Source organism: Streptomyces sp. NPDC045022, assembly GCF_056432605.1.
On the sequence record NZ_JBWKIR010000009.1, the window covers coordinates 268,040 to 291,206 of the forward strand.

Here is a 23,167-nt window from a genome sequence, read left to right on the forward strand (position 1 = left end):
CGGGCGGTCGTGCCGCTGGGGCGGGACCCGTCCACGAGGAAGGCGGCGCCCCGCCGGCGTGGGCGGGCAGACCCGTCCCCGCCCAGCCGCGACACAGGGCAGCCGATCAGCCCGCCAAGTGCCCCAGGTCGTTCCAGCTCTCGATCGCCGGTTCGCCGTACGCCCAGCCCAGCACGGACAGTGAGGTCGGATTCAGGCGTATCCGGGCCGCGAAGTCCAGCGGCAGTCCCAGCCAGCGCGCGCCGATCGACCGCAGGACGTGCCCGTGGGCGAAGACCAGCACGTCACGGTCGGCCGAGCGCGCCCAGCCGACCACCTCGTCCGCGCGCGCGGTGACCTCGGCGATGCTCTCCCCCTCTGGGACACCGTCCCGCCAGATCAGCCACCCGGGCCGGACGGCCTGGATCTCGGCCGGGGTCATGCCCTCGTAGGCGCCGTAGTCCCACTCCATGAGCGTGTCCCATGCGGTGGCGCGGTCACCGAAGCCGGCGAGTTCGCACGTCTCACGCGCGCGGGACAGCGGACTCGTGCGCACCTCCGCCCCCGCCAGCCCGTCCAGCGGAGCACGGTGCAGCCGCTCGCCGAGCAGCTTGGCCCCGCGCCGGCCCTCCTCCAGCAGCGGCACGTCCGTTCTGCCGGTGTGCTTGCCGGACAGCGACCATGCCGTCTGTCCGTGCCGGGCCAGCAGGATGCGCGGTGCCATGGGAGACCTTTCCGGAAGAGGGACGCCACACGGACGCCACGAAGACAAGGGGACGGGGTCTCTCCATCATCGCTCACCCCCGGACGGGGCAACCCGGCGGGCGATCTCGACGTCTTCGAGGACTGAATGCCCGCGCGCGGGAAAGGCGGGAGCGCCCTCATGGGCGACCTAAGGACACCGTAAAGTGGCACGGCCGCCCGCCTGGGCGCGCCGCACAGCAGAAGGGGGAGGGCGATCGGATGCCGCAGACCGAGACACCGGGCACCGAGGTGGCCGCCCATCCCCGGTTGCGCTGGTGGACCGAGCTGCCGCTGATCCTCCTGGTCTACGGCTGCTACTCGGCCGGCCGCCTCCTCGCGCGCGGTGACGTCACCAACGCCGTCGATCACGGCCTGGCGATCCTGCGCATCGAGAAGCTGCTGCACCTGAACGCCGAGCACCCGCTGAACCGGCTGTTCACGCGCGAGCCGTGGCTCGGCGTGCCGGCCGACTTCTGGTACGCCTCGCTGCACTACCTGGTCACGCCCGCCGTCCTGGTCTGGCTCTTCCGGGCCCGCGCCCCGTACTACCGGGCGGCCCGCACCTGGCTGATGACGTCCACATTCCTCGGGCTGATCGGCTTCACACTGCTGCCGACCTGCCCGCCCCGCCTGCTCACGGCCGGCCACGGCTTCGTGGACACGATGGCCCAGTACAGCTCGTACGGCTGGTGGGGCGGGGAGGCCAGCGCGCCACGCGGCATGGGCGGCATGACCAACCAGTACGCGGCCATGCCCAGCCTGCACGTCGGCTGGGCGCTGTGGTGCGGCGTGCTGCTGTGGCGCTACGGCGGCACGCGCCCGGCGAGGATCTTCGGCGTCGCCTACCCGCTGCTGACCGCGCTCGTCGTCATGGGCACCGCCAACCACTACTTCCTGGACGCCGCCGCGGGCGTCGCCGTGATGGGCGTCGGCCTGCTGCTGGCGCCGCGCGTGATGAGTGCCGCGGATCTGCTCCGGACCCGCCTGTTCCGGCGCACCGCACCGGTCACGGGCGACATGGGTTCCCCGATTGTCAGTGCCGGATGCCAGACTTCCGCGGGTGAGCGAATTCCACGGCAGCGCGAGTCGCGGCTCAACGCCGGAGGCGAACCGGACGCCTCCCCCACGGACGCCGGAGAAGAGGCTCCGGCACCGGCTCGCTGAGCTGCGCGGTCCGGACGTACCGGCCAAGGCCCTGGACGCGCGCGCCCTCGCGGCGCTCGCCGCGAACCCCGGGTGCCGCAGGCGGGCGATCCTGGACGGCGCCGGGGTGGACAAGGCCCGGCTGGCGAGCGCGCTGGGCGCGCCGTCCGGCTTCGGGCAGTCGCAGTTCGCGCTGACCCGGGGCAACGCGTTCGAGGCGAAGGTGAAGGCGGACGGCGGCGCGGAGCTGCTGCGGCTGGTGCACGCCCGCCTCGACCCGGGCGCCGTACCGCCGGAGGCGGCCGCAGTACCCGACCTGGCCGCGCAAGGCCCCGAGGGACGCACGGCCCGTACGGCGCTGGCGCTGCGCGAGGCCACGCGCGCGGGCGGCTGGACGCTGCTGGATCACCCGATGCTGGCCCTGGACGTGGCGGGTTCGCTCGCCTTCCTGGAGCCCGACGCGGTGGTGGTCCACCCGGACGGCAGCTGGTCGGTGGTGGAGATCAAGTCCTTCCCGATGGTGGACGGTTCGGCGGATCCGGGGAAGGTGGGCGCGGCCGCCCGGCAGGCGGCGGTGTACGTGCTCGCGCTGGAGGAGGTCGCCGCGCGCCTCGCGGACGACAGCGCTCCCGGTCCGCGCGTGCATCACCGGGTGCTGCTGGTGTGCCCCAAGGACTTCACCAACCTGCCCGCGGGCTCCGCCGTCGACATCCGCAAGCAGCGCGCGGTCACCGCGCGCCAGCTCGCCCGGCTCACCCGGATCGAGGAGATCGCCGACTCGCTGCCCGAGGGCACGTGCTTCGCACCCGACCGGCCCGCGGAGGAGCTGACGGCCGCCGTGGCGGCGGTACCGGCGACGTACGCGCCCGAGTGCCTGTCCGCCTGCGAACTGGCCTTCCACTGCCGGGAACGCTCCCGCGCGGCCGGCGCGGTCACCCGCCTCGGCCGGCCCCTGCGTGCCGAACTGGGCGGCCTGGCCACGGTCGAGGACGTCCTCGCCGCGGCGCGCGGTGAGAGCGGTGACCCCGACGACCCGGCGGTGGCGGCACTGCGCCGGGCGGCGGAACTGCGCGCGGAGGCGCTCCGGACGGCGGACCAGGCGGCGGCCGCGCACGCCGAGGCCCTGGCGGACGCGCCCTGCCCGGAGGTGGCCCCGTGTCCCTGATCACCACCCTCGCCCGCCTCGAGGCCGTCAGCAGCGGCCGGGCCCAGCCGGTCGCGACCGTCCGCCACCGGCATCTGTCCGACCGCCCGCTGGTGTTCGTGCCGCTCACCACCGCCGGCGAGGCGGGCGCCCCGCTCGGCGCGCTGGTCGGCACCGACCGGGACGCGCCCCGCCTGCTGGTCGTACCGCAGCCCCGCGACCGCGACCTGCGCTTCGCTTTCCTCGCCGAACTGGCCGACGTCGTCCTGCCGTACATCGACTCCCACGCGGAGTCCGTGGAGGCGGCCGAACGCACGGAGACCGACCCGGAGACCGGCAAGCGGGTCAAGGTCGAGGTGGAGCTGTGCGCGGACGCGCCCCAGCTGATCGTGCCGAGCCGCGCGGGCCTGGACTTCGTACGGCTGCTCGGCCGTTCGATGCGGTTCCGCCGCACCGCCGAGCAGGACCCGGAGGCGCCTTTTCCGGCGCCGCCCCGGGTGCCGCTGCTGGGCCGGTGGCTGACCCATTACGGCGAGCGGGCCCGGGTCCCCGGATCCTCGCTGCTCCTCGCCCTCACCGACCTGCTGTCCCGTCACTGGGCGACCGGCCAGTCCAGCCTGGAGGACCAGCACCTGGGCGCTCTGCTCGCCTGGATCGACCCGCCGCAGGACGTCACCGGCGCGGAGGCCGCGCGCCGGGCCGAGCTGGAGCGGGACGCGGCCGGGCAGTTGCTGTTCCCGCCTGCCGGTCCGGCCACCGACCCGGCGTTCGACAACAAGCTGCTGGCCCCGGCCATCGAGCGCTACGACCGCGCGCGTACCGCCCTCGCCGCCGCCGAGGACCCGCTGGACGCCGACGACCGGCTGGCCGCTCTCACCAGGGCCGAGCGGGAGATCCGCGACCTGGTGGCCGGCCACACGCGGCCGACCTGGGATGCGGTGTGGCGGGGCCTGGACCTGCTGCGGGCGCTGCCGGAGGGCGCGCGCGTCGAAGAGCGCTGGACCCGGGACCGCTGGTCGTTCACCGGTCACCGCGACCGGGTGCTGGCCGGCGAGCCGCCGCAGCCACGCCGGGACGACGCGGTGACGGCGGCGAACAAACTGGCCACGCGTGAGCGTGAGCAGGCCCGCCTGGAGGCGCAGGAGGCGCAGGACGACCCGCTGGTGATGGCGGGGCGGCGGCTGGCCGGTGAGGCCTTCGTGGGCGAGGTGACCGACGTCGTGATGGCGTACAGCGAGGGCAGGCGGCCGAGCCCGCGCCCTCTGGTGACGGTCCGCACGGACGACCGGCCGCAGCTAGCGGAGCGTGCGAAGGTGTACCGCTCGCTGGGCGGCAAGCCCCAGTCGGCGGAGTTCGTCGGTCACGAGGCCGCGGCGGACGGGGGCGTGCTGGTGCTGCGGATCGTGGACAAGATGGGCCGGGGCAGGGAGCCGGAGCCCGGTTCGGTGCCGGAGAAGGGCGACCGGATCTGTTTCACCCTCTTCGAGCACGAGCAGCGCGGCGGGGCGAAGCTGCCCGACCCGGAGGAGACCCCGTGGACGCACGGCGGCCCGCCGGGCGAGCCCGCGGCGGAAGCTCCCGACACCGTCACCGAGGAGGACACGCTGTGACGACCGTCGACTTCGACCCCGGAGCCGCGGCCGCCCGCGCCACCGACGCGATCCTGCACGACACCCTGCACGGCACCGAGCGGGGCGTGGTGGTCGACTCCCCGCCGGGCGCCGGCAAGTCCACCCTGGTGGTCCGCGCGGCCCTGGAGCTGGCCGGCGCGGGCCGCCCGCTGATGGTGGTGGCACAGACGAACGCCCAGGTGGACGACCTGGTCCTGCGGCTGGCGGAGAAGGATCCGGACCTGCCGGTGGGCCGCCTGCACAGCAGCGACGCCGACGCGTACGACAAGGCGCTGGACGATCTGCCGCAGGTGCGGACGTCGGCGAAGGCGGCCGATCTGAACGGCCTGCCGGTCGTGCTCTCCACGGCCGCGAAGTGGGCGCACGTGAAGGTGGACGAACCCTGGCGGCACGCGATCGTCGACGAGGCGTACCAGATGCGCTCGGACTCCCTGCTCGCCGTGGCCGGTCTGTTCGAGCGGGCGCTGTTCGTGGGCGACCCCGGGCAGCTCGACCCGTTCGCGATCGTCGGCAGCGAGCAGTGGGCGGGTCTGTCGTACGACCCGTCGGCCTCCGCGGTCACCACCCTTCTGGCCCACAACCCGGGCCTCCCCCAGCACCGCCTCCCGGTCTCCTGGCGCCTGCCGGCCTCGGCGGCGCCCCTGGTCTCGGCGGCCTTCTACCCGTACACCCCGTTCCGCAGCGGCACCGGCCACGGCGACCGCCGCCTCGCCTTCGCCGTCGCCTCCGACGGCTCCGGCCCGGACCGGGTGATCGACGAGGCGGCGGAGTCCGGTTGGGGTCTGCTGGAACTGCCCGCCCGGCACACCCCGCGCACGGACCCGGAGGCGGTACGGGCGGTGGCCGCCGTCGTACGACGCCTGCTGGACCGGGGTGGGGCGGCCGTCTCGGAACGCTCACCGGACCCGGCCCCCCTCACCGCCGACCGCATCGCCGTCGGCACGGCCCACCGCGACCAGGCGGCGGCGGTCCGCGCGGCCCTGACCGGCCTCGGCGTGTCCGACGTGACGGTCGACACCGCGAACCGTCTCCAGGGCCGCGAGTACGACGTCACGGTCGTCCTGCACCCGCTCTCCGGCCGCCCCGACGCCACCGCCTTCCACCTGGAGACCGGCCGGCTGTGCGTCCTGGCCTCCCGCCACCGCCACGCCTGCATCGTGGTCTGCCGGGCAGGGGTGGGCGATCTGCTGGACGACTATCCGTCCACGGAACCGGTCCAGCTGGGCACCTTGGTGAAGTTTCCCGACGGCTGGGAGGCGAATCACGCCGTCCTGGCCCACCTGGGGGAGCACAGGGTGAGCTGGCGGCCATGACAGCCCCTTGCGCGGGCGCGGGACAATGGACGGTGGCCCACCTGAAGGCGGCGCCCAGCCGACCGTACGAGGAGGAGACAAGACATGGCGGAGCCCACGCCGCGTCGTAACGAACCGCGGCTACGCCCCGCGCCCCTGCTCTTCGAGCCCGCGGAGGCGGCCTCCGACCCCGAGCACTTCTTCGACCTGGAGTCGATCGAGGACCCGCGGGCGCTGCTGACGCGCGCGACGGAGCTGGCCCAGGCGTTCCGCGCGGCCGCCGACCGGGCCGTGGAGTTCCAGGCGGTCGCGGCGGCCCAGCTCGCCGACCCGCGCCGGTTCGACCGGCTGACCCCGGCGGACATCGCCGACCGGGCGGAGTGGACCGAGGACTACGCGAAGAAGATGGTCGAGTTCGGGCGGGACCTGATGCGGGGGAACAGCGAGGGACGGACGTCCGCGGATCCCGTGTAGTCCCCGGCCCGCGTCCCGGTCTCGGCCGGCGCCATCCCTCCTGGCATATGCCGGGCGGGCAAGATACTCCTCCCCGTACGCCCCCGTCCCGGTTTTCGGCAACCCACGGAAATCGTGCGCTCACAGCCGGTACATGTAGTCGTCATGAGCAGTGCACCGAACGTCACCTGCGCCACCTCCGACGGCCTCGCCTGGCTCGCGTCGGCAGGAACGTATCCACGGAGCACGCTGGCCTTCTGGGAGGAGCGCCCGGACGCCCCGGTCGTCCTGCCCTGCGGCACGGCCTTCGACGTGGTGAGCGCCCCGGCGATCTTCGGGCGCCGGATGCTGGACCGCCTGGGGGACGAGGGTCCGGGCGCGGGCCCCGTCGCGGTGTTCCGGGGCCGCGTGCTGCTGTTCGCCGCCCCGGGCACGGCCCAGCGGCTGCCCTCGCTGCTGGCCTGGGAGGAGTGGGGTTCCCACCGGGCGGAATCGGTGCCGCCCCTGCTGTGCCACGGCACCGGAGACGCGGTGACCGTCCCGGCGCTGACCGGCGGCGATGCCCCGGGCACCTCCCGCTGGCTGGTCGCCCCCGACGCCCGGCATCCCTGGCTGCCCGGCCCCGAGATCATGCTCTGGGCGGCCGTACGAGCCGCCCGGGCTGCCGTACGGATATCGATTTTTCCTCCCGCCGATCAGGATGCTAAGGTCTACGACGTCAGCAGGCGCCGCTAGCTCAGTTGGTTAGAGCAGCTGACTCTTAATCAGCGGGTCCGGGGTTCGAGTCCCTGGCGGCGCACGTTGGCGATGGCGAGTCATGACCGTGGAAAGCGCGGTCGGGACTCGCCATCGTTGTTTCCGTCAGTCGCTCATCCCCGGCGTGATCTTCACCGTCCAGGCCCCTGACGCCGTCCGGTCCTCCACCTCCACCTTCACGCCCTCGCTGGGAACGGTGAAGCTCTCCCCCAGGGCGACCGGGGCGTCGGCGAGGGGCGGATAGACCGAGTTCTCCCAGCAGGCCTCGGTGTGCGGGTGGGCGTCCACCACCTCGACCGGGCCCCCGCCGGACTCGGCGCCGCCGCGGACCCGGTAGACCAGCACGCCCTGCCGGCAGGAGGCGCGGTCGTTCCCGGCGGTGCCGCGCGCCTCGAAGGCGAGGGCACTGTCCGCACCGGTGCGCACGATGGCCAGCTTCACTCCGTTGCCGAGGCCGAAGGCGGGCGCGCCGCCCGTGCCCCGCACCTGGACGCCCGGACCGGCGGGGAGGGGTTCCAGGGTGAGGCGGGTCGGCTCGGCGCCGCGGACGCACGCCACCTGGCGGGGATCCAGCCAGCCGAGTTTCCACTTGTGCCAGGCGAACAGGTCCGGCGAGAGCCCGAACTGGCTGCCCATCAGGTCCCAGTCGCCGACGTAGGTGTCCCAGTCGCCCTTGCCGTCGACCGGCCGGTGGTAGAGGTCGGGCAGGTCGAACACATGGCCGGTCTCATGGGCGAGGACCAGCCGGTCCGGCGGGTGCTTCTCGAAGACGGTGACGACCCGGCGGACGTCCGTGCCGTCCACGCGCAGGGGCGTGTCGAGGTTCACGACCTTCGTGGCGTCCGAGTCCACGCCGGGCGCGTCCGGGTCGGCGACGAAGTACACGACCGGGTAGTGCGAGAAGTCGACCTCCCTGTCGGCCACGGCGAACGCGTCCCGCAGATAGGCGGCCCGGTCCTCGGCGCTCCAGTCCCGCCTTATGGCGTACGACGTGGACGGGCGCGGCATGCGCAGCCAGTGCTTCAGGGGGTGTGGGCGCAGCGTGAACCTGCCGTAGGAGGCCTGTTCGAAGAAGCGGCTGGTGGCCGGGAAGTGGTCGGCGGTCAGCTCGGCGGGGGTGGTGTGCGGGACGGCGTCCGGGAAGGAGAGGTAGATCAGCACCGCGTCGAGCGCGCCGGCCGGGTGGGTGTAGGCGGCGTTCCAGGTGTCCACGCCCTCCGAGTGGTGGGCCTCGGTCCGGTGCAGGGCACAGGGTGCCGTCGAGAAGGGCTCGGCGACCGACGGGCCGGTGAGGATCGAGGTCGCGGCGAGCGCCGACAGCGTGGTGCACACGGCGGCGGTGCTGCGCAGCTTGGGCACGGACATGACCTCCGGATGCGGTTCACGGGACCAGCACCCAGATTGCTGCGCTTTCTTCGGATATGCCCTGTTTGCCTGCACCAGAAGGGTGAGTGCGCCCCGCCCGTACGCCGGTACGCTCCGGCGCCCGACACCCCGAACCATTCACGGAACGTCACAACTGGTCGGAGGCCTGAAGAACCCGTCCAGGTGCGGGCAGAAACGATCTGTCGGAAGCCGTGCACCATCCGGAAGACTGGACAGTGGCTGGAAGGGCCCGGGGCCAGCCTCTATGATCGGCACACTTTCCGGCACGGACAGAGATCGAGTGCACTGCGGGAGCGAGCGGTGAGCGGAACGTCCGAAGGGCCGACGCCCGCGGCAGACCTCGACCGGTCAGCCGTCACAGACAGTGACCACACCACCTACCACCGTGCCTTCGCGGCCGCCCCGCTCTCCATGGCGGTCGTGGACGCCGAGGGCGTCGTCGTCAGCGCCAACCCCGCCTTCGGTGAGCTGCTCGGCACCGGACCGGAGGCGCTCACCGGGCGGGTCGCCGCCGATCTGGTGGGCCTGGCGTCGGACGCCCGCACCTGGCACGCCTACCGCGAGGTCCTGCGCGGCCGGCAGGCGAGGCTGCGCTGCAGCCGCCGGCTGAAACACCCCGACGGGCACTCGGTGTGGGTGCAGGTCACCGTCGCCCCGCTGGCCGACGGCGGTCCCGGCGTCCTCCTCTCGGTCGCCGACATCAGCGCCCGCCGCGAACTCCAGGCCCGGCTGCGGCACTTGCAGATGCACGACCCGGTGACCCGGCTGCCCAACCGCACCCTGTTCTTCGAACGGCTTTCGGCCGCGCTGGAGGCGGAGTCCTACGAGCAGAGCGGCACCGGCCGGATCGGTCTGTGCTACCTGGACCTCGACGGGTTCAAGGCGGTCAACGACACCCTCGGCCATCGCGTCGGCGACCGGCTGCTCGCGGCCGTCGCCGAACGCCTCACCCGGGTCGCCGACGAGGCCGGATACGCGCGCGCCGCGACTCCCCTCGTGGCGCGGCTCGGCGGCGACGAGTTCGCGCTGCTCGTCGAGGACTCCACCGGCACCGAACAGCTCGCCGACCTCGCCGAGTCGGCGCTGAAGGCCCTGGGGGAACCCTTCGACCTGGCCGGACAGCGGCTGTCGTTGACCGCGTCCATCGGTGTGGTCGAACGCCACGCGGCCGGCACGACGGCCACGGGCCTGATGCAGGCGGCCGATACGACCCTGTACTGGGCGAAGGCGGACGGCAAGGGCCGCTGGACGCTGTTCGACCCCGAGCGCAACGCGCACCGGATGACCCGCCAGGCCCTGTCCTCCACCCTGCGCCCCGCCATCGAGCGCGGTGAGTTCGCCCTGGAGTACCAGCCGTTGGTGGGCATGGGGGACGGACGGCTCAGCGGGGTCGAGGCGTTGATCCGCTGGAATCATCCTCAGTTCGGCACACTGACGCCGAATCGGTTCATCGGACTGGCCGAGGAGGACGGTTCGATCGTGCAGCTCGGCCGCTGGGCGCTGAACACCGCCTGCCGGCAGGCCCGGCGCTGGCAGGTGGACCACCCCGGTGAGCCGCCCATCTTCGTCAGCGTGAACGTGGCCGTGCGCCAGGTGTGGGACTCCGACCTGGTGGCCGACGTGGCGCAGACCCTCGCCGAGACCGGGCTCGCCCCGCATCTGCTCCAGCTGGAGCTGACCGAGTCCGCCGTGATGGGCTCGGCGGGCCGCCCGCTGCAGGCACTGCAGGCCCTCAGCGACATGGGCGTGCGCATCGCCATCGACGACTTCGGCACCGGCTACTCCAACCTCGCCTACCTCAGCCGTCTGCCGGTGTCGGTCCTGAAACTGGACGGCTCCTTCGTGCGCGGGTTCCAGTACGAGGGCGACAAGAAGGAGATCGCCCCCAACCCGGCCGACGAGGTGATCGTGGAGGCGATGATCCAGCTGGCACACCGCCTCGGCCTGACCGTCACCGCGGAGTGCGTGGAGACCTCGGCCCAGGCCACCCGGCTGCGCCGGATCGGCTGTGACACCGGACAGGGCTGGCTGTACTCCCGCCCGGTGTCGCCGGATCGTATTTCCGAGCTGCTGGGAGCGCAGACCTACGCGGTCGGCAACCCGTAGGCGTCCGCGATCAACTCATAGGAGCGCAGGCGGAGTTCCCCCCGGTGGGCGTGGGAGGTGAGCATCAGCTCGTCGGCGCCGGTGCGCTTGTGCAGGTCGTCCAGGCCGGCGCGGACCTCGTCGGCCGTGCCGTGCACGATGTTGGCCGTCCAGGAGCCGATGAACTCCTCCTCCATCGGGCTGAACTCGTGCCGCTCGGCCTCCTCCGGGTCCGGGAACAGGCCGGGACGGCCGGTGCGCAGCCGGAGCATGTTCAGCGCCATCGCCCGGGTCTGGCGGCGGGCCTCCCGTTCGTCGTCCGTGGCGAGGGTGGAGACGCCGATGAGGGCGTACGGCTCGTCGAGGACCGCGGAGGGGCGGAAGGTCTGCCGGTACAGGTCGAGGGCCGGGATGGTGTTCTGCGCGGAGAAGTGGTGCGCGAAGGCGAACGGCAGGCCGAGCGTCCCGGCCAGGCGAGCGCTGAAGCCGGAGGAGCCGAGCAGCCAGACCGGCGGGCGGTGCGGTGACTGCACGCCACCGGGGGCGGTGGCCTGGACCGGGCCCGGGATCGCGTGGATACGGCCGTAGGGGTGGCCGTCGGGGAAGTCGTCGTCCAGGAACCGGATCAGCTCCGCGAGCTGCTGCGGGAAGTCGTCGGCGCCCTCGTTGAGGGTGTCGGTGCGGCGCAGGGCCGCGGCCGTGGCGCCGTCGGTGCCGGGGGCCCGCCCGAGGCCGAGGTCGACGCGGCCCGGTGCCATGGCCTCCAGCGTGCCGAACTGCTCGGCGATCACCAGCGGGGCGTGGTTGGGCAGCATGACACCGCCCGAGCCGAGCCGGATGCGGTCGGTGTGGGCGGCGAGGTGGGCGAGGATCACGGCGGGCGAGGAGGAGGCGACGCCGGGCATGGAGTGGTGCTCGGCGACCCAGTACCGGTGGAAGCCGCGGGACTCCGTCAGCCGGGACAGCTCGACGCTGGTGCGCAGGGCGTCGGTGGCGGTACTGCCCGCGCCGACGGTCACCAGGTCCAGTACGGAGAGGGGGACGGGGGCGGTCCCGTGCGTCGTGCCCCGGATCTCGTCTGCCGACACGGTGTGGGCCTCCTGTTTGTGGCGTGTGCAGTCCTGCGCTGCCTTAACAGGAGGCGGTCTCCGGTTATTCCGTGGGGTCCGGGGCGGGTCCCCGGTGCTACGCCTGCACCAGTGGCTCCCGGGTGAACAGGGTCCCGAGGACCGGAGCGTTCACCCGCCGGTCGGCGAGCCGCAGCCCCTCCCACACCGTCACCAGATTCGCCGTGAGCACCGGCTTGGACAGGGACTTCTCCAGCACACCGATGTGCGCGGCCGTGTGCAACGCCGTGTCCGGGAGCAGCACGGCCTCCGCGTCGGCGGCGTCCGCCGCCCGCGCCAGCGTGAGCACGTCCTCCTCCTCCCACGTGCCGACCTCCGCCGCCGTGACGATCCCGGAGGACCGCACCCCGGTCACCTCCAGCCCCCCGGCCCGCAGGAACTCCGCGAACAGGGCCGCCACGTCCTCCGGGTAGGTCGCCCCGACGGCGACCCGTCGTACGCCGATCTCCCGGGCCGCGTGCACGAAGGCGAAGGACGTCGAGGAGGCCGGCATCCCGGCCAGCCGGGCCAGCGTGCGTACCTGGTCCTGGGCGCCCTGCCAGCCGTGCACGAAGCTGCCGCTGGTGCACGCCCACACCACCGTCTCGGCCCCGGCCAGCCGCAGCCCCTCCGTACCCGCGGCGAGCCGCTCGGCGGAGCCCATCTCCCGCAGGGCGTCCACCCGGTGCGCGTCCTCGCCGATGTCCGTGTGGGCGAGGTCCAGCCGGATGTCGCTGCCGAGGAGCTGTTCGACGCGTGGATAGTCGTCCTCGGCGGAGTGGCCCGGGTAGAGGAAACCGAGTGCGGTCATGTCCAGCCTTCCTGCGTCTCTTCGGGCAGTACGGGCCTGTCGCGCGCGGCCACGTTCAGCAGCGCCTGATACGGCCCCACGGCTCGGGTACCCATTCGGCGCAGCGCAGCCCACATCGTGACCTGGTTGGCCGACAGGACCGGCATGCGCAGTTCGGCCTCCAATTGTGGGATGACGCCGTACGTCGGGAGGTTGGTGCAGGAGATGAAGAGCGCGTCCGAGGCGCCGGGCCGGATCGCGCGCCGGGCCATGGCGACGACGTCCCGGTAGGGCACCCGCCAGAAGTGCCGGGTCAGCCCCATGAAGGCGCAGCCGGTGACCCGTACGCCGGCCTCGGCGACGTACTCCTCGAGCGCCCGGGTCACGGACACCGTGTACGGCGTGACGAGCGCGACCCCTCGTGTCCCCAGCTCCGCGAGCGCCTCCAGCAGCGCCCCGGAGGTGGTCACCGAGGGCAGGGCGCCCGCCCGGTCATCGCCGCGCACATCGCCCGTTCCCCGGCGATCCCGCCGACGAAGCTGCCGGAGGTACAGGCGTAGGCGACGACCTCGGGGACGACCGCGGTCAGCGCGCGGACCGCTTCGCCGAGGGTCTCGTGCTCGCTGACCAGCCGGGCCAGGTCAAGGCTCACCTCGACCGGCACGAACGGGGTCCGGGTCAGACGCAGTGACACCTCGTCGGGCACCCAGCGCCACAGCTCGCGGTCGAGGGCGAAGTCGAACGGGGCGACGACTGCCACACCGCGCTGGGGGCTGGGGCCGCCGAGAAAGGAGACGTCCATGGCCGGCACCGGCCTCACGCTGGGAGACGAGTGGGCAACGGATCGCGGGTACGCCCGTGTTGACGACGGTGTGTTCGGGTGCGAGCGTGGTCAATCCGTGCATGTCAGACGCCGGGAGCCGCCCCGCATGACGCCGACGCCGCCCACCCTTGTCGTCCTCGACGCCGATCCGCCGCCCCGGCTCGGCCGCCTCACCGGCCGCGCCCGGATCGTGCACACGGATGCAGCGCACCTGGCCGAGCGGCTGCCCGAGGCGGACGCCCTGCTGGTGTGGGACTTCACCTCGCGGGCCGTGCGCGATGCCTGGCCGGGGGACGGGCCCCGGCCGCGCTGGGTGCACACCGCGAGCGCGGGCGTGGACCATCTGATGTGCCCGGAACTGGCCGCGTCCGACACGGTGGTCACCAACGCGCGCGGGATCTTCGACCAGCCGATCGCCGAGTATGTGGCGGCCCTCGTCCTGGCGGTCGCCAAGGATCTGCCGCGCACGCTGGAGTACCAGCGGGAGCGCACCTGGCGGCACCGGGAGAGCCGGCGGGTGGCGGGCACGCGCGCGTGCGTGGTCGGCTCGGGCCCGATCGGCCGGGCGATCGTCCGCACGCTGAAGGCCCTGGACGTGACCACGGCGCTGGTCGGACGGGTGCCGCGGACCGGCATCCACGGTCCGGCCGACCTGGACCGGCTGATCGCCCGCGCGGACTGGGTGGTCGCGGCGGCTCCGCTGACCGAGCAGACGTACCGCATGTTCGACGCCCACCGCTTCGGCGTCATGCAGCCCTCGGCGTTCTTCGTCAACGTCGGCCGCGGACAGCTGGTCGACGAGGACGCCCTCGCCGAGGCGCTGACCCGGCGCTGGATCGCGGGCGCCGCGCTGGACGTGTTCGCCACCGAACCGGTGCCCGGGGACAGCCCGTTGTGGGGGCTGCCGGAGCTGATCCTCTCCCCGCACATGAGTGGGGACACGGTCGGCTGGCGGGACCGACTGGGCGAGCAGTTCGTGGAGTTGTACGAGCGGTGGGCCGCGGGCAGACCACTGGTGAACGTGGTCGACAAGAAGCGTGGTTACGTGCCCGGCCACTGACCCGATGGAGGGTGCATGCAGCTCACCGACCTGACCGCCGTCCAGCTTCTCGACGGTTACCGCACGGGCGAGTTCAGTCCCGTGGAGGCGACCGTTCAGGCCCTGGAGCGGGCACGGCGGATCCAGCCGGAGGTGAACGCGTTCGTCCGGCTCACCGAGGAGGACGCGCTGGCCCGGGCCCGGGAGTCGCAGGAGCGCTGGCGGCGCGGTGAACCGGCCGGGCTGCTGGACGGGGTGCCGGTGACGGTGAAGGACATCCTGCTGCTGCGCGGCCACCCGACCCTGCGCGGCTCCACGACCATTGCCGAGCGGGGCCGCTGGGACGAGGACGCACCCCCGGTGGCCAGGCTGCGCGAGCACGGTGCGGTGTTCCTCGGCAAGACGACGACCCCCGAGTACGGCTGGAAGGGGGTCACGGACTCCCCGTTGTCCGGGGTGACCCGCAATCCGTACGACCCGGCGCGCACCGCGGGCGGCTCCAGCGGCGGCAGCGCGGCGGCCGTCGCGCTCGGCGCGGGTGCGCTGTCGCTGGGCACGGACGGCGGCGGCAGCATCCGCATTCCGGCCGCGTTCTGCGGGATCTTCGGGCTGAAGCCGACCTACGGCAGGGTGCCGCTGTATCCGGCGAGCGCCTTCGGCACGCTGTCGCACACGGGCCCGATGACCCGGGACGCGGCCGACGCGGCCCTGCTGCTCGACGTCATCGGCGCCCCGGACCCGCGCGACTGGTCGGCGCTGCCGCCCGCGCCGGGCTCCTTCACGCAGCGGCTGAAGGGCGGCGTGCGGGGGCTGCGGGTGGCGTACTCGCCGTCCCTGGGCGGGCAGGTGGCGGTCCGGCCGGGGGTCGCGGCGGCGGTGCGGCGGGCGGTGGCCGGGCTCGCGGACCTCGGCGCGTACGTCGAGGAGACCGACCCCGACCTCAGCGACCCGGTGGAGGCGTTCCACACCCTGTGGCTCAGCGGCGCGGCCCGGCTCACCCAGCGGTTCTCCCCGCACCGGCGGCAGCTCCTCGACTCCGGCCTGCGGGAGATCTGCGCCGCGGGCGCCCGGTACGGCGCGCTGGACTATCTGGCCGCGGTCGACGTCCGCATGGACCTCGGACGGCGCATGGGGCGCTTCCACGAGACGTACGACCTGCTGGTCACGCCGACGCTGCCGGTGACGGCGTTCGAGGCGGGAGTGGAGGTGCCGAAGGGCTCCGCTCACCGGCGCTGGACGGGGTGGACGCCGTTCACCTACCCGTTCAATCTGACGCAGCAGCCCGCCGCGAGTGTCCCGGTCGGGACGGACGGGGACGGGCTGCCGGTGGGGATGCAGATCGTCGCCGCCCGGCACCGCGACGACCTGGTGCTGCGGGTCGCGCATGCGCTGTACGAGGCCGGCCTCGCGCTTCCCGGAAACGTCACGCCCGCCGGAAACTGAGCGTCTCCCCCGCCGCCCCCGTCCGCCACAGGTCGTTGCAGGCCTCGGCCATGCCGTCGAGCCCGTCGACCACCCGGCCCCAGACGATCCCGGGCACCCAGCCGCCGTCCCCGTTGAGCAGCGGGTTGTTGCGCTCGTAGAACAGGGCCAGGTCGACCACGGTGGTGCCGGGGCGGACCTCGCGGTCGTCGCCGTAGGACTCGTGCCCAGTTCGGTGCCGGCGAAGGAGAAGTAACAGAGATCGCCGGGAATCGGGGTGACCGTCGGGTTCTCCAGTGGGGGTTCGGTGGAGGCGAACGGCGGGAAGAGGGCGTAGATCTCGTTGCGCGCGTACTTGGCGTGGTGGACGTCCACCCGCCGGCGGCAGTGCCTCCCCCACTGCCGCGCAGGTCACAGGCGCGCGGTCGGCCAGCAGTCGTGCCGTGCAGTGCACGTCCCGCTTGTTCAGCGAGACCGTGACGAATCGTTCGGCCATGAAAGTCAGGGTGCATGGCGCGGGCCCGCTCGGGTAGCCGCGCCGCCATGGCTCCACCACTTGGGAACGACGTACACATATTCCGGCCGGGACACGGACACAGCCGCCGCTCGGTGCTCGCGGGCATCACCGCGCTCGGCGCGCTGGGTGCCGCGGGCTGCACCCGGGTGGCGTCGGCGTCCGGCAAGAACGGCGGTGACCTGCTCGACCGGCTGCGCGCGCAGGGTGTCGTACGGCTCGGGATCGCCGGTGAGATCCCGTTCGGGTACATCGACACGGACGGCCATCTCACCGGTGAGGCGCCCGAGCTGGCGAAAGTGATCTTCCAACGGCTGGGGGTGGGCCGGGTGCAGCCGGTGCCGACGGAGTTCGGCTCGCTGATCCCGGGACTGAACTCGCAGCAGTTCGACGTCGTGGCCGCCGGGATGTACGTCAATCGCGAGCGCTGCGAGCAGGTGATCTTCGCTGATCCGGATTACCAGATGCTGGATGCGTTCATCGTCCGCAAGGGGAACCCGAAGGGGTTGCACTCCTACCGGGACGTGGTGGAGAAGAAGGCGAGGTTCGCCACCGGCACCGGGTACGCGGAGATCCAGTACGCGGTGGACGCCGGGCTGAGGCAGAGCGACATCGTCATCGTGCCGGACCAGGTCGCCGGGCTGAACGCCGTGGAGACCGGCCGCGTCGACGTGTTCGCGGGGACGGCCCTGACCGCCCGCGAGGTGGTGAAGAAGTCCGCCAGGGCGGAGGCCACCAAGCCCTTCGCCCCGCTGGTCGACGGCAGACCGCACGTCGACGGCGGCGCGTTCGCGTTCCGGCCGACCGAGACGCGGCTGCGGGACGCCTTCGACGTCGAGCTGCGCAGACTGAAGAAGAGCGGCGAACTGTTCCGGATCCTGCGGCCGTTCGGCTTCACCCGCGCCGAGATGACCGACCTCACCGCGAAGGAGCTGTGCCGCGGATGACCCCGGGACTCTGGCACCTCGTACTCAAGGGCACCGGCACCACGCTCCAACTGCTCCTCTACAGCGCGTTGCTGGCCACCGCGGTCTCCTTCGTCGCCGGCACCGCGCGCATCCACCGGCTGCGGATCGTCCGCCTCCTGGCCGGGTTCTACACCGAGGTGTTCCGCGGCACCTCGGCGCTGGTGATGGTCTTCTGGGTGTTCTTCGTGCTGCCGGTCGCCTTCGGCTGGCAGCTGGTGCCGATGTGGGCAGGCACGCTCGCGCTGGGGCTGACCTACGGCGCGTACGGCTCGGAGATCGTGCGCGGCGCCCTGCAGGCGGTCGACCCCGCGCAGCGGGAGGGCGGCATCGCGCTCGGCTTCTCACCCGCGCAGCGGCTGCGGCTGATCCTGCTGCCGCAGGCGGTGCCGGAGATGATGCCGTCCTTCTGCAACCTGCTGGTGGAGCTGCTGAAGGGCACCGCGCTGGTGTCCATCACCGGCATGGGCGACCTGGCCTTCAGCGGCAACCTGGTGCGCCTCGCGCTGCAGAGGAGCGGTGAGATCTACACCTATCTGCTGCTGATCTATTTCATGATCGCGTTCCTGCTCACCCGTGGCATGCGGGTGCTGGAACGCCGGCTGAAGGCGGGGGTGGCCCGATGAGGTGGGACTGGGGAGCCGTATCCGACTTCATGCCGCAGTTCTGGCAGGGCCTGCTCGTCACGCTGGAGGCGCTCGCCCTGGGGTCGCTGATCTCGTTCGCGCTGGGGCTGGTGTGGACGCTGCTGATGCGGGCGCCCACCCGGTGGGTGCGCTGGCCGGTGGGGATCCTCACCGAGTTCGTGCGGGACACCCCCCTGCTGGTGCAGCTGTTCTTCCTCTTCTACGTACTGCCCGAGGCGGGCCTGACCCTGTCCCCGCTGACCACTGGAGTACTCGGCATCGGGCTGCACTACTCGACGTACACGATGCAGGTCTACCGGGCCGGTATCGAGGCCGTGCCGGCGGGCCAGTGGGAGGCCGCGACGGCGCTGAGTCTGCCGGCGCACCGCACCTGGACGGCGGTGATCCTGCCGCAGGCGGTCCGCCGGGTGGTGCCGCCGCTCGGCAACTACGTCATCTCGATGCTGAAGGACACGCCGATGCTGATGACGATCGGCGTGCTGGAGATGCTGGGCCGCGCCCGGCTCGTCTCCCAGCAGCACTTCCAGTTCACCGAGCCACTGACGGTGATCGGGGTGGCCTTCATCGTCGTCTCGTACCTGGCCTCCCTTCTTCTGCGCACCCTGGAGCGACGCCTTGTCCGTTGAGACCAGCAAGCAGCCGGCCACGACCGGCACCCCGCCGACCGAGCTGATCCGCCTGGAGGGCGTGACCAAGCGGTTCGGGGACCACACCGTCCTCGACGGCCTCGACCTGTCCGTGGACACGGGCCGGCACGTCACCCTGATCGGGCCCTCCGGCTCCGGCAAGACCACGATCCTCAGACTGCTGATGACCCTCACCCAGCCGGACGAGGGCACGATCACCGTCGACGGCCGACGGCTGTTCCCGGCGCCGGAGAAGCAGATCCGGGAGGTCCGCAAGAAGATCGGGATGGTGTTCCAGCAGTTCAACCTGTTCCCGAACATGTCGGTGCTGCGGAACGTCACGGAGGCCCCGGTGCGGGTGCTCGGCATGTCCAAGGACGAGGCCGAGGCGCGGGCCCGGGAGCTGCTGGACCTGGTGGGGCTCGCCGGCAAGTGCGACGCGAAGCCCACCCGGCTCTCCGGCGGCCAGCAGCAGCGGGTGGCGATCGCCCGGGCGCTGGCGATGCGGCCGCGGGTGCTGCTGCTGGACGAGGTGACCTCGGCGCTCGACCCGGAACTGGTCGCGGGAGTGCTCGATCTGCTCAGGGACATCGCCGGCAGCACGGACATCACGATGCTGTGCGTGACCCACGAGATGGGTTTCGCCAGGGACATCTCCGACCAGGTACTGATGTTCGACTCGGGGCGGGTCATCGAGGCGGGTCCACCGGAGAAGATCTTCAGCGATCCGGAGCGGGACCGCACCCGGGAATTCCTCAGCGCGGTTCTGTGACTACGAGGCGTGAAGAGGGGAACAGTCGAGGTCCGGTCACTGGGTGATGCCACTGGCATGTGCCAGAGAGGCTGCGCCGCAGTTGGGAGGGAGGGCGCACCCGCATAATCTCGCCAACCCCCTCTCCTCGGCGGGCCTTTGGCGGCTATCGTGGAGACGATCCGCCGACCGGATTTCGCGGCTTCGCGGCCCAGAGAGCGAGCGCAGGGGGAAACACCGTGGCGCTGATGCACGAGCCGACCGCCCCGTACCACTCCGCCCAGGACGCCCTGCGCGTGCTGGAGACCGTGGCGCGCCACTCCGCCGGCGTCACCGACACCGAGCTGGCCCGCCGCACCGGCCTCGGCTCCGAGCGGCTCACCACCCTGCTGCGCATGCTGCGCCGCGAGGGCTACGTCGAGCAGATCAGCGACGGGGCGTACGTCACCGGCGACACCCTGCGCCGCCTCACCTCGGCGCACGACCGCGAGCGAGCCCTGCGTGACAAGCTCCAGCACACCCTGGACCGGCTGCGGGACTCGGTCGGCGCGGCCGTCTACATCAGCCGGTACATCGACGGCGAGGTGAAGGTCACCCAGTACGCCGCCGGGCCCGGCACCCCGGCGGTCAACGAATGGGTGGACTTCCGCTGCTCCGCCCACGCCACCGCTGTCGGCAAGAGCCTGCTGACCCAGCTGGACCACAACGCCCGCCGCGACCACCTCTCCCGGTACAAGATGGCCCGCCTCACCTCGCGCACCATCACCAGCGACAAACTGCTGCTGTCCCGCCTGGCGTCCCAGCCGCCGACGGTGCCGGTCCTCGACCTTCAGGAGTACGCGGTCGGCACGGTCTGCGCGGCCGTCCCGATCACCGCCGGCTCGGCCGTCGGATGTCTCGCCGTGTCCCTTCCGGTGGAGCACGCGCATCGGCTGAAGCGGGCGGCCGAGACCCTCAACCGCAGCGCGGCACCGGTCCTGCTCTCGCTGACGATCTAGGCCCTTTCGTTTGGATCATGCCGGATCAGCCCCGCGAGCCCGGCATGATCCAAACGAGAGGCCCCAGGAGCGCCCGCGGTGGTCACCAGCATCGCCCGGGACCGGGTAGTATTTTCTTCGTCGCCGGCCGCGGAGAGCGGAAGGCGAGAGTCATGCGCCGCTAGCTCAGTTGGTTAGAGCAGCTGACTCTTAATCAGCGGGTCCGGGGTTCGAGTCCCTGGCGGCGCACCGGTTGAAGGGCCTTTCGCGGAAGCGAGGGGCCCTTCGGCGTTCTCGGCGTCCTCCCTCGTAAGCCCCCGCCGCGCCCCTGAGGGTTTACGGGACCAGGCCGGCCGACTCCGAGAACATCATGTGGGCGACGGTGATGAAGCCGGCGCAGAACGTGATGACCACCCCGAGGAAGGTCAGCCCGAAGCCGGTGGTGAAGGCGAGCTTGCCGCGGGACGGCGGGAGCGCGGTGGCCCGCTCGGGCTGCCCCGGGAGGTATCGCACGGTGACGAAGTCGCCCTCGATGATGGTCGCCGGACCGTCCTCCTCCTCGAACCGGATGGCGCGTCCCTCATGGGTGGTGAACTCGTAGACGTGGTGCAGGGTGGTCCGCACGGACGTGTCCCCGCCGCCCCCGCTGGTCGTGGTGTACATCCGCAGGCAGCGCGCCTCGGCCGTCAGGCCGTTCGCCCATGTCCTGGTGAGCCGCCGGGCGCGGCGGACCAGCAGATACGCGGCGAACCCGCAGCCCGCGATCATCAGAGTGGGTATGGCGTAGAAGAACAGCTCCATGAGGTCCCCCGAGGTCGGTACGCCGGTCTCGCTCGGCCGGCGTGCGAGGAACGTACCCGGTCAGCGGGGTGGCCTGCCTCAAGGAAAGCTCAGTATCAGAACCGGGACACGTGCGCCGGGGACCGGGACCCCCGGCGCCGGCGCACGCGGACCCTGACCTGACGCCGCTCAGAAGGTGACGTCGGAGCAGGCGTAGAACGCGTTGCCCGTGTCGGCGATCGTCCACACCGCGAGGATGACGTGGTGCCCGCTCAGGCCGGACGGCAGGGTGCCGCTGTGGCTGAGCGTGGCCGGCGGGCGCTGGCCGTTGTACGGCACCGTCAGGAACGGGGTGAGGTTGAGGTCCGAGCGGGCGAGGGCGTGATTCTGGTTCCAGCCCGGCTTGGTGACGTAGTACTTGAAGTCCGTCGTGGCGTGCATGGCCGTGAACTGCCACCGGAAGGTGTACGACTGACCGCCCGTCACCTTGGTGGTCGGCCAGGCCCCGCCGGACGGGGTCTGCGGCGAGCTGAGCTGGGCGAACTGGCTCAGCCCGCCGTTGCAGAGCTGGCCGTCGGCGGGCCCGGCGGCCGGGAAGCCCTTGGGGCCCTCGACGCTCTGCGGCTCCCACTGGATCTGGCCGCAGTTCGTCACGGTGCCGTTCTGGCAGAGCTTCTGCCTGCTGATGGGGAGGTCGGTGTAGCCGTGCCCGCTGGCGCCGCCGGTGGAGAGCGCGAAGGCTCCGGCGGTCACCACTCCGAGCACGACTGCGGACAACTTGGTCTTGGTGCGCATGCTGCCGCTCCTGGAGAACGTGGGGAGTTCAGTGAGCCGTGCAGGGTAGGTCTAGACCAAGTCTCAGATTATTACCGCTAGTTGAACATGTCCATACCAATCGCGCGGCCGGCTACACCGGCTCGCTCCGCCCCGAGCAGAACGCCACCGTCAGGTCCCGGACCAGCACCTTGCGCTCGTAGTCGTCCAGTTCGACCAGCCCGCGCATGGTCAGCCGGGTCACCGTGTCCTCCACCGAGTCCACCACCGAAGTGAGCATGCTGGCCCGCTGCCGGGCGTCCAGCGCGGCGATCCGGCGCCGGTGCATCGCGGCGGCGACCTCGGGGGCGTACTCCACCCGGACCGGCTGCACCGAGAACACCTCCACACCGATGCCCGCGGCCTCCGTCGCCACCAGCCGGGTCAGCGCGTCACCGGCCGCCGTCACCCCGCCCCGCGTCCCGCCCGCCGGCTCCACCGGCACCCGGGCCAGCGCCGCCTCCACACACGCGCGCAGGTACGTCTCGTGGTCCTCGACACCGAGCACGGCCCGTGCGGTGTCCCGCACCCGCCACACCACCAGCACGACCACCCGCAGCGCCATACCGTCGGGGTCCGTCGCGGCCATCGACCCGCTGCGCCAGTGCCGCAGCCGTACGTCCACCCGGCGGCGCAGCACCAGTGGGTTCACCCACAGCAGCCCGGTGCGCCGGACCGTCCCCCGGTAGCGGCCGAACAGGCCGAGCACCCAGGCCCGACCGGTCCGCCCCCGGGTCAGCCCGCCGAGGCCGAGCACGCCGAACGCACCGGCCCCGGCGTACGCCGCCCACTGCGCCGGACCGAGGCCGGCGCCCGCGTACGCCGGCAGCCGCAGCGCCTCCACCGCGAACGGCGGGAGCAGCCCCGCCCACCAGGTGGTGGCCAGGCATCCGGTGAGCCCGCAGGCCCCGGCGAGCAGCCCGGCCGCCCCCGGCAGCACCCGTGCCGGGCGCTCCACCAGCTCCGGGTCGGCCTGCGGAAGGGGCCTTCCGCGCACCGGCACCGGGCGCCTGAGGCGGGGTTGCTCACCGGTGCCCTGCCGGCGGCCCACCACGGCGGGCTTGAGCGGCACCTTCACCGGGTCGAGGTCGTCACGGAAGAGCAGATGGACGGGGATCTCGGTGGTCGCCTCGTTCTGGATCAGCCGGACCGGACGGGTGCCCGCCGCCGCGGCGCCCTCCGGCTGCCCCTCGGATTCGGGTGGGATGTGTGACGTGGTGGTTCTCATGCGTGCCTCCAGCCTCCGCGCCAGATGCGTCATGAACAGGGGGATGGGATGCAGGTGGCCGGCCCGGGTGATC

Annotated in this window: 21 protein-coding genes, 2 tRNA genes and 2 pseudogenes; 16 read left to right on the top strand and 9 right to left on the bottom strand. The window is 72.5% G+C overall.

Features of this window, described 5'->3' with window-relative positions; all coding sequences use genetic code 11:
- Positions 1–106 precede the first annotated feature (106 nt).
- Positions 107–703: a histidine phosphatase family protein gene (locus AC07C1_RS18875; protein ID WP_478940317.1), complete on the bottom strand. Its 597-nt coding sequence runs from the start codon at positions 701–703 to the stop codon at positions 107–109.
- 239 nt (positions 704–942) lie between these two features.
- Here AC07C1_RS18875 and AC07C1_RS18880 point away from each other — a divergent pair, with 239 nt between their 5' ends.
- The 7 genes from AC07C1_RS18880 (at position 943) to AC07C1_RS18910 (ending at position 7,185) form a co-directional block, all read left to right on the top strand.
- Entirely contained in the window at positions 943–1,887 is a 945-nt protein-coding gene (locus tag AC07C1_RS18880; protein WP_478940319.1) for a phosphatase PAP2 family protein, read from the top strand.
- On the top strand, positions 1,784–3,031 hold the full coding sequence (locus AC07C1_RS18885) for a hypothetical protein (protein WP_478940321.1): 1,248 nt from the start codon (positions 1,784–1,786) through the stop codon (positions 3,029–3,031). Before AC07C1_RS18880 ends, AC07C1_RS18885 begins: the two co-directional genes overlap by 104 nt.
- Positions 3,022–4,620 carry a hypothetical protein gene (locus tag AC07C1_RS18890; protein ID WP_478940322.1) on the top strand — a complete coding sequence of 533 codons (1,599 nt, stop codon included), beginning with the start codon at positions 3,022–3,024 and terminating at the stop codon, positions 4,618–4,620. Before AC07C1_RS18885 ends, AC07C1_RS18890 begins: the two co-directional genes overlap by 10 nt.
- Positions 4,617–5,954, top strand: coding sequence for an AAA domain-containing protein (locus AC07C1_RS18895; RefSeq protein ID WP_478940324.1), 1,338 nt, complete (start codon positions 4,617–4,619; stop codon positions 5,952–5,954). The genes AC07C1_RS18890 and AC07C1_RS18895 overlap by 4 nt, the downstream gene beginning before the upstream one ends.
- A gap of 84 nt (positions 5,955–6,038) precedes the next feature.
- Entirely contained in the window at positions 6,039–6,407 is a 369-nt protein-coding gene (locus AC07C1_RS18900; protein ID WP_478940326.1) for a hypothetical protein, read from the top strand.
- A 144-nt stretch (positions 6,408–6,551) separates the two neighbouring features.
- Positions 6,552–7,121: a bifunctional DNA primase/polymerase gene (locus AC07C1_RS18905; protein WP_478940328.1), complete on the top strand. Its 570-nt coding sequence runs from the start codon at positions 6,552–6,554 to the stop codon at positions 7,119–7,121.
- A tRNA-Lys gene (locus AC07C1_RS18910) sits at positions 7,112–7,185 on the top strand. The genes AC07C1_RS18905 and AC07C1_RS18910 overlap by 10 nt, the downstream gene beginning before the upstream one ends.
- Before the next feature lie 62 nt (positions 7,186–7,247).
- On the opposite strand, the gene AC07C1_RS18915 is transcribed toward AC07C1_RS18910, so the two are convergent.
- Complete coding sequence (locus AC07C1_RS18915) at positions 7,248–8,507, bottom strand: M6 family metalloprotease domain-containing protein (RefSeq protein ID WP_478940330.1); 1,260 nt, start codon at positions 8,505–8,507, stop codon at positions 7,248–7,250.
- A 321-nt stretch (positions 8,508–8,828) separates the two neighbouring features.
- On the opposite strand from AC07C1_RS18915, the gene AC07C1_RS18920 reads away from it, so the two are divergent.
- Positions 8,829–10,634, top strand: a complete 1,806-nt coding sequence (locus tag AC07C1_RS18920) for a putative bifunctional diguanylate cyclase/phosphodiesterase (protein ID WP_478940332.1) — start codon at positions 8,829–8,831, stop codon at positions 10,632–10,634.
- Here the strand turns inward: AC07C1_RS18920 and AC07C1_RS18925 are convergent.
- From AC07C1_RS18925 to AC07C1_RS18935, 3 genes and pseudogenes are all read right to left on the bottom strand, one after another.
- Positions 10,613–11,701, bottom strand: coding sequence for an LLM class flavin-dependent oxidoreductase (locus AC07C1_RS18925; RefSeq protein ID WP_478940334.1), 1,089 nt, complete (start codon positions 11,699–11,701; stop codon positions 10,613–10,615). The genes AC07C1_RS18920 and AC07C1_RS18925 overlap by 22 nt on opposite strands.
- A gap of 97 nt (positions 11,702–11,798) precedes the next feature.
- Complete coding sequence (locus tag AC07C1_RS18930; RefSeq protein WP_478940336.1) at positions 11,799–12,530, bottom strand: maleate cis-trans isomerase family protein; 732 nt, start codon at positions 12,528–12,530, stop codon at positions 11,799–11,801.
- Positions 12,527–13,311: pseudogene (locus AC07C1_RS18935) on the bottom strand (maleate cis-trans isomerase family protein). Before AC07C1_RS18935 ends, AC07C1_RS18930 begins: the two are co-directional and overlap by 4 nt.
- Before the next feature lie 127 nt (positions 13,312–13,438).
- On the opposite strand from AC07C1_RS18935, the gene AC07C1_RS18940 reads away from it, so the two are divergent.
- A complete protein-coding gene (locus AC07C1_RS18940; RefSeq protein ID WP_478940338.1) occupies positions 13,439–14,392 on the top strand; it encodes a D-2-hydroxyacid dehydrogenase in 954 nt (317 codons plus the stop codon).
- Between the two features lie 15 nt (positions 14,393–14,407).
- Positions 14,408–15,814 carry an amidase gene (locus AC07C1_RS18945; RefSeq protein WP_478940340.1) on the top strand — a complete coding sequence of 469 codons (1,407 nt, stop codon included), beginning with the start codon at positions 14,408–14,410 and terminating at the stop codon, positions 15,812–15,814.
- Here the strand turns inward: AC07C1_RS18945 and AC07C1_RS18950 are convergent.
- A pseudogene (locus AC07C1_RS18950) lies at positions 15,795–16,289 on the bottom strand (DUF3830 family protein). The gene AC07C1_RS18945 and the pseudogene AC07C1_RS18950 sit on opposite strands and share 20 nt — an antisense overlap.
- Positions 16,290–16,336: 47 nt before the next feature.
- Between AC07C1_RS18950 and ehuB the strand changes: the two are divergent.
- From ehuB to AC07C1_RS18980, 6 genes are all read left to right on the top strand, one after another.
- Positions 16,337–17,254: an ectoine/hydroxyectoine ABC transporter substrate-binding protein EhuB gene (gene ehuB, locus AC07C1_RS18955; protein WP_478940341.1), complete on the top strand. Its 918-nt coding sequence runs from the start codon at positions 16,337–16,339 to the stop codon at positions 17,252–17,254.
- A complete protein-coding gene (gene ehuC, locus AC07C1_RS18960; RefSeq protein ID WP_478940343.1) occupies positions 17,251–17,898 on the top strand; it encodes an ectoine/hydroxyectoine ABC transporter permease subunit EhuC in 648 nt (215 codons plus the stop codon). Before ehuB ends, ehuC begins: the two co-directional genes overlap by 4 nt.
- A complete protein-coding gene (gene ehuD / locus AC07C1_RS18965) occupies positions 17,895–18,545 on the top strand; it encodes an ectoine/hydroxyectoine ABC transporter permease subunit EhuD (RefSeq protein WP_478940345.1) in 651 nt (216 codons plus the stop codon). Before ehuC ends, ehuD begins: the two co-directional genes overlap by 4 nt.
- Complete coding sequence (ehuA, locus tag AC07C1_RS18970; RefSeq protein WP_478940347.1) at positions 18,535–19,317, top strand: ectoine/hydroxyectoine ABC transporter ATP-binding protein EhuA; 783 nt, start codon at positions 18,535–18,537, stop codon at positions 19,315–19,317. Before ehuD ends, ehuA begins: the two co-directional genes overlap by 11 nt.
- A gap of 218 nt (positions 19,318–19,535) precedes the next feature.
- Entirely contained in the window at positions 19,536–20,294 is a 759-nt protein-coding gene (locus AC07C1_RS18975; protein ID WP_478940349.1) for an IclR family transcriptional regulator, read from the top strand.
- A 154-nt stretch (positions 20,295–20,448) separates the two neighbouring features.
- A tRNA-Lys gene (locus AC07C1_RS18980) sits at positions 20,449–20,522 on the top strand.
- A gap of 87 nt (positions 20,523–20,609) precedes the next feature.
- Here AC07C1_RS18980 and AC07C1_RS18985 read toward each other — a convergent pair.
- The 3 genes from AC07C1_RS18985 to AC07C1_RS18995 all read right to left on the bottom strand — a co-directional run bounded on the left by AC07C1_RS18985 (position 20,610) and on the right by AC07C1_RS18995 (position 23,094).
- The gene (locus AC07C1_RS18985) at positions 20,610–21,074 is read right to left on the bottom strand and encodes a DUF3592 domain-containing protein (RefSeq protein WP_478940350.1); all 465 of its coding nucleotides are present in this window, start codon (positions 21,072–21,074) and stop codon (positions 20,610–20,612) included.
- Positions 21,075–21,242: 168 nt separating this feature from the next.
- Positions 21,243–21,848 (bottom strand): lytic polysaccharide monooxygenase auxiliary activity family 9 protein, encoded by a 606-nt coding sequence (locus tag AC07C1_RS18990; protein ID WP_478940352.1) that lies wholly within the window; start codon positions 21,846–21,848, stop codon positions 21,243–21,245.
- 112 nt (positions 21,849–21,960) lie between these two features.
- The gene (locus AC07C1_RS18995; protein ID WP_478940353.1) at positions 21,961–23,094 is read right to left on the bottom strand and encodes an SPFH domain-containing protein; all 1,134 of its coding nucleotides are present in this window, start codon (positions 23,092–23,094) and stop codon (positions 21,961–21,963) included.
- Positions 23,095–23,167 lie beyond the last annotated feature (73 nt).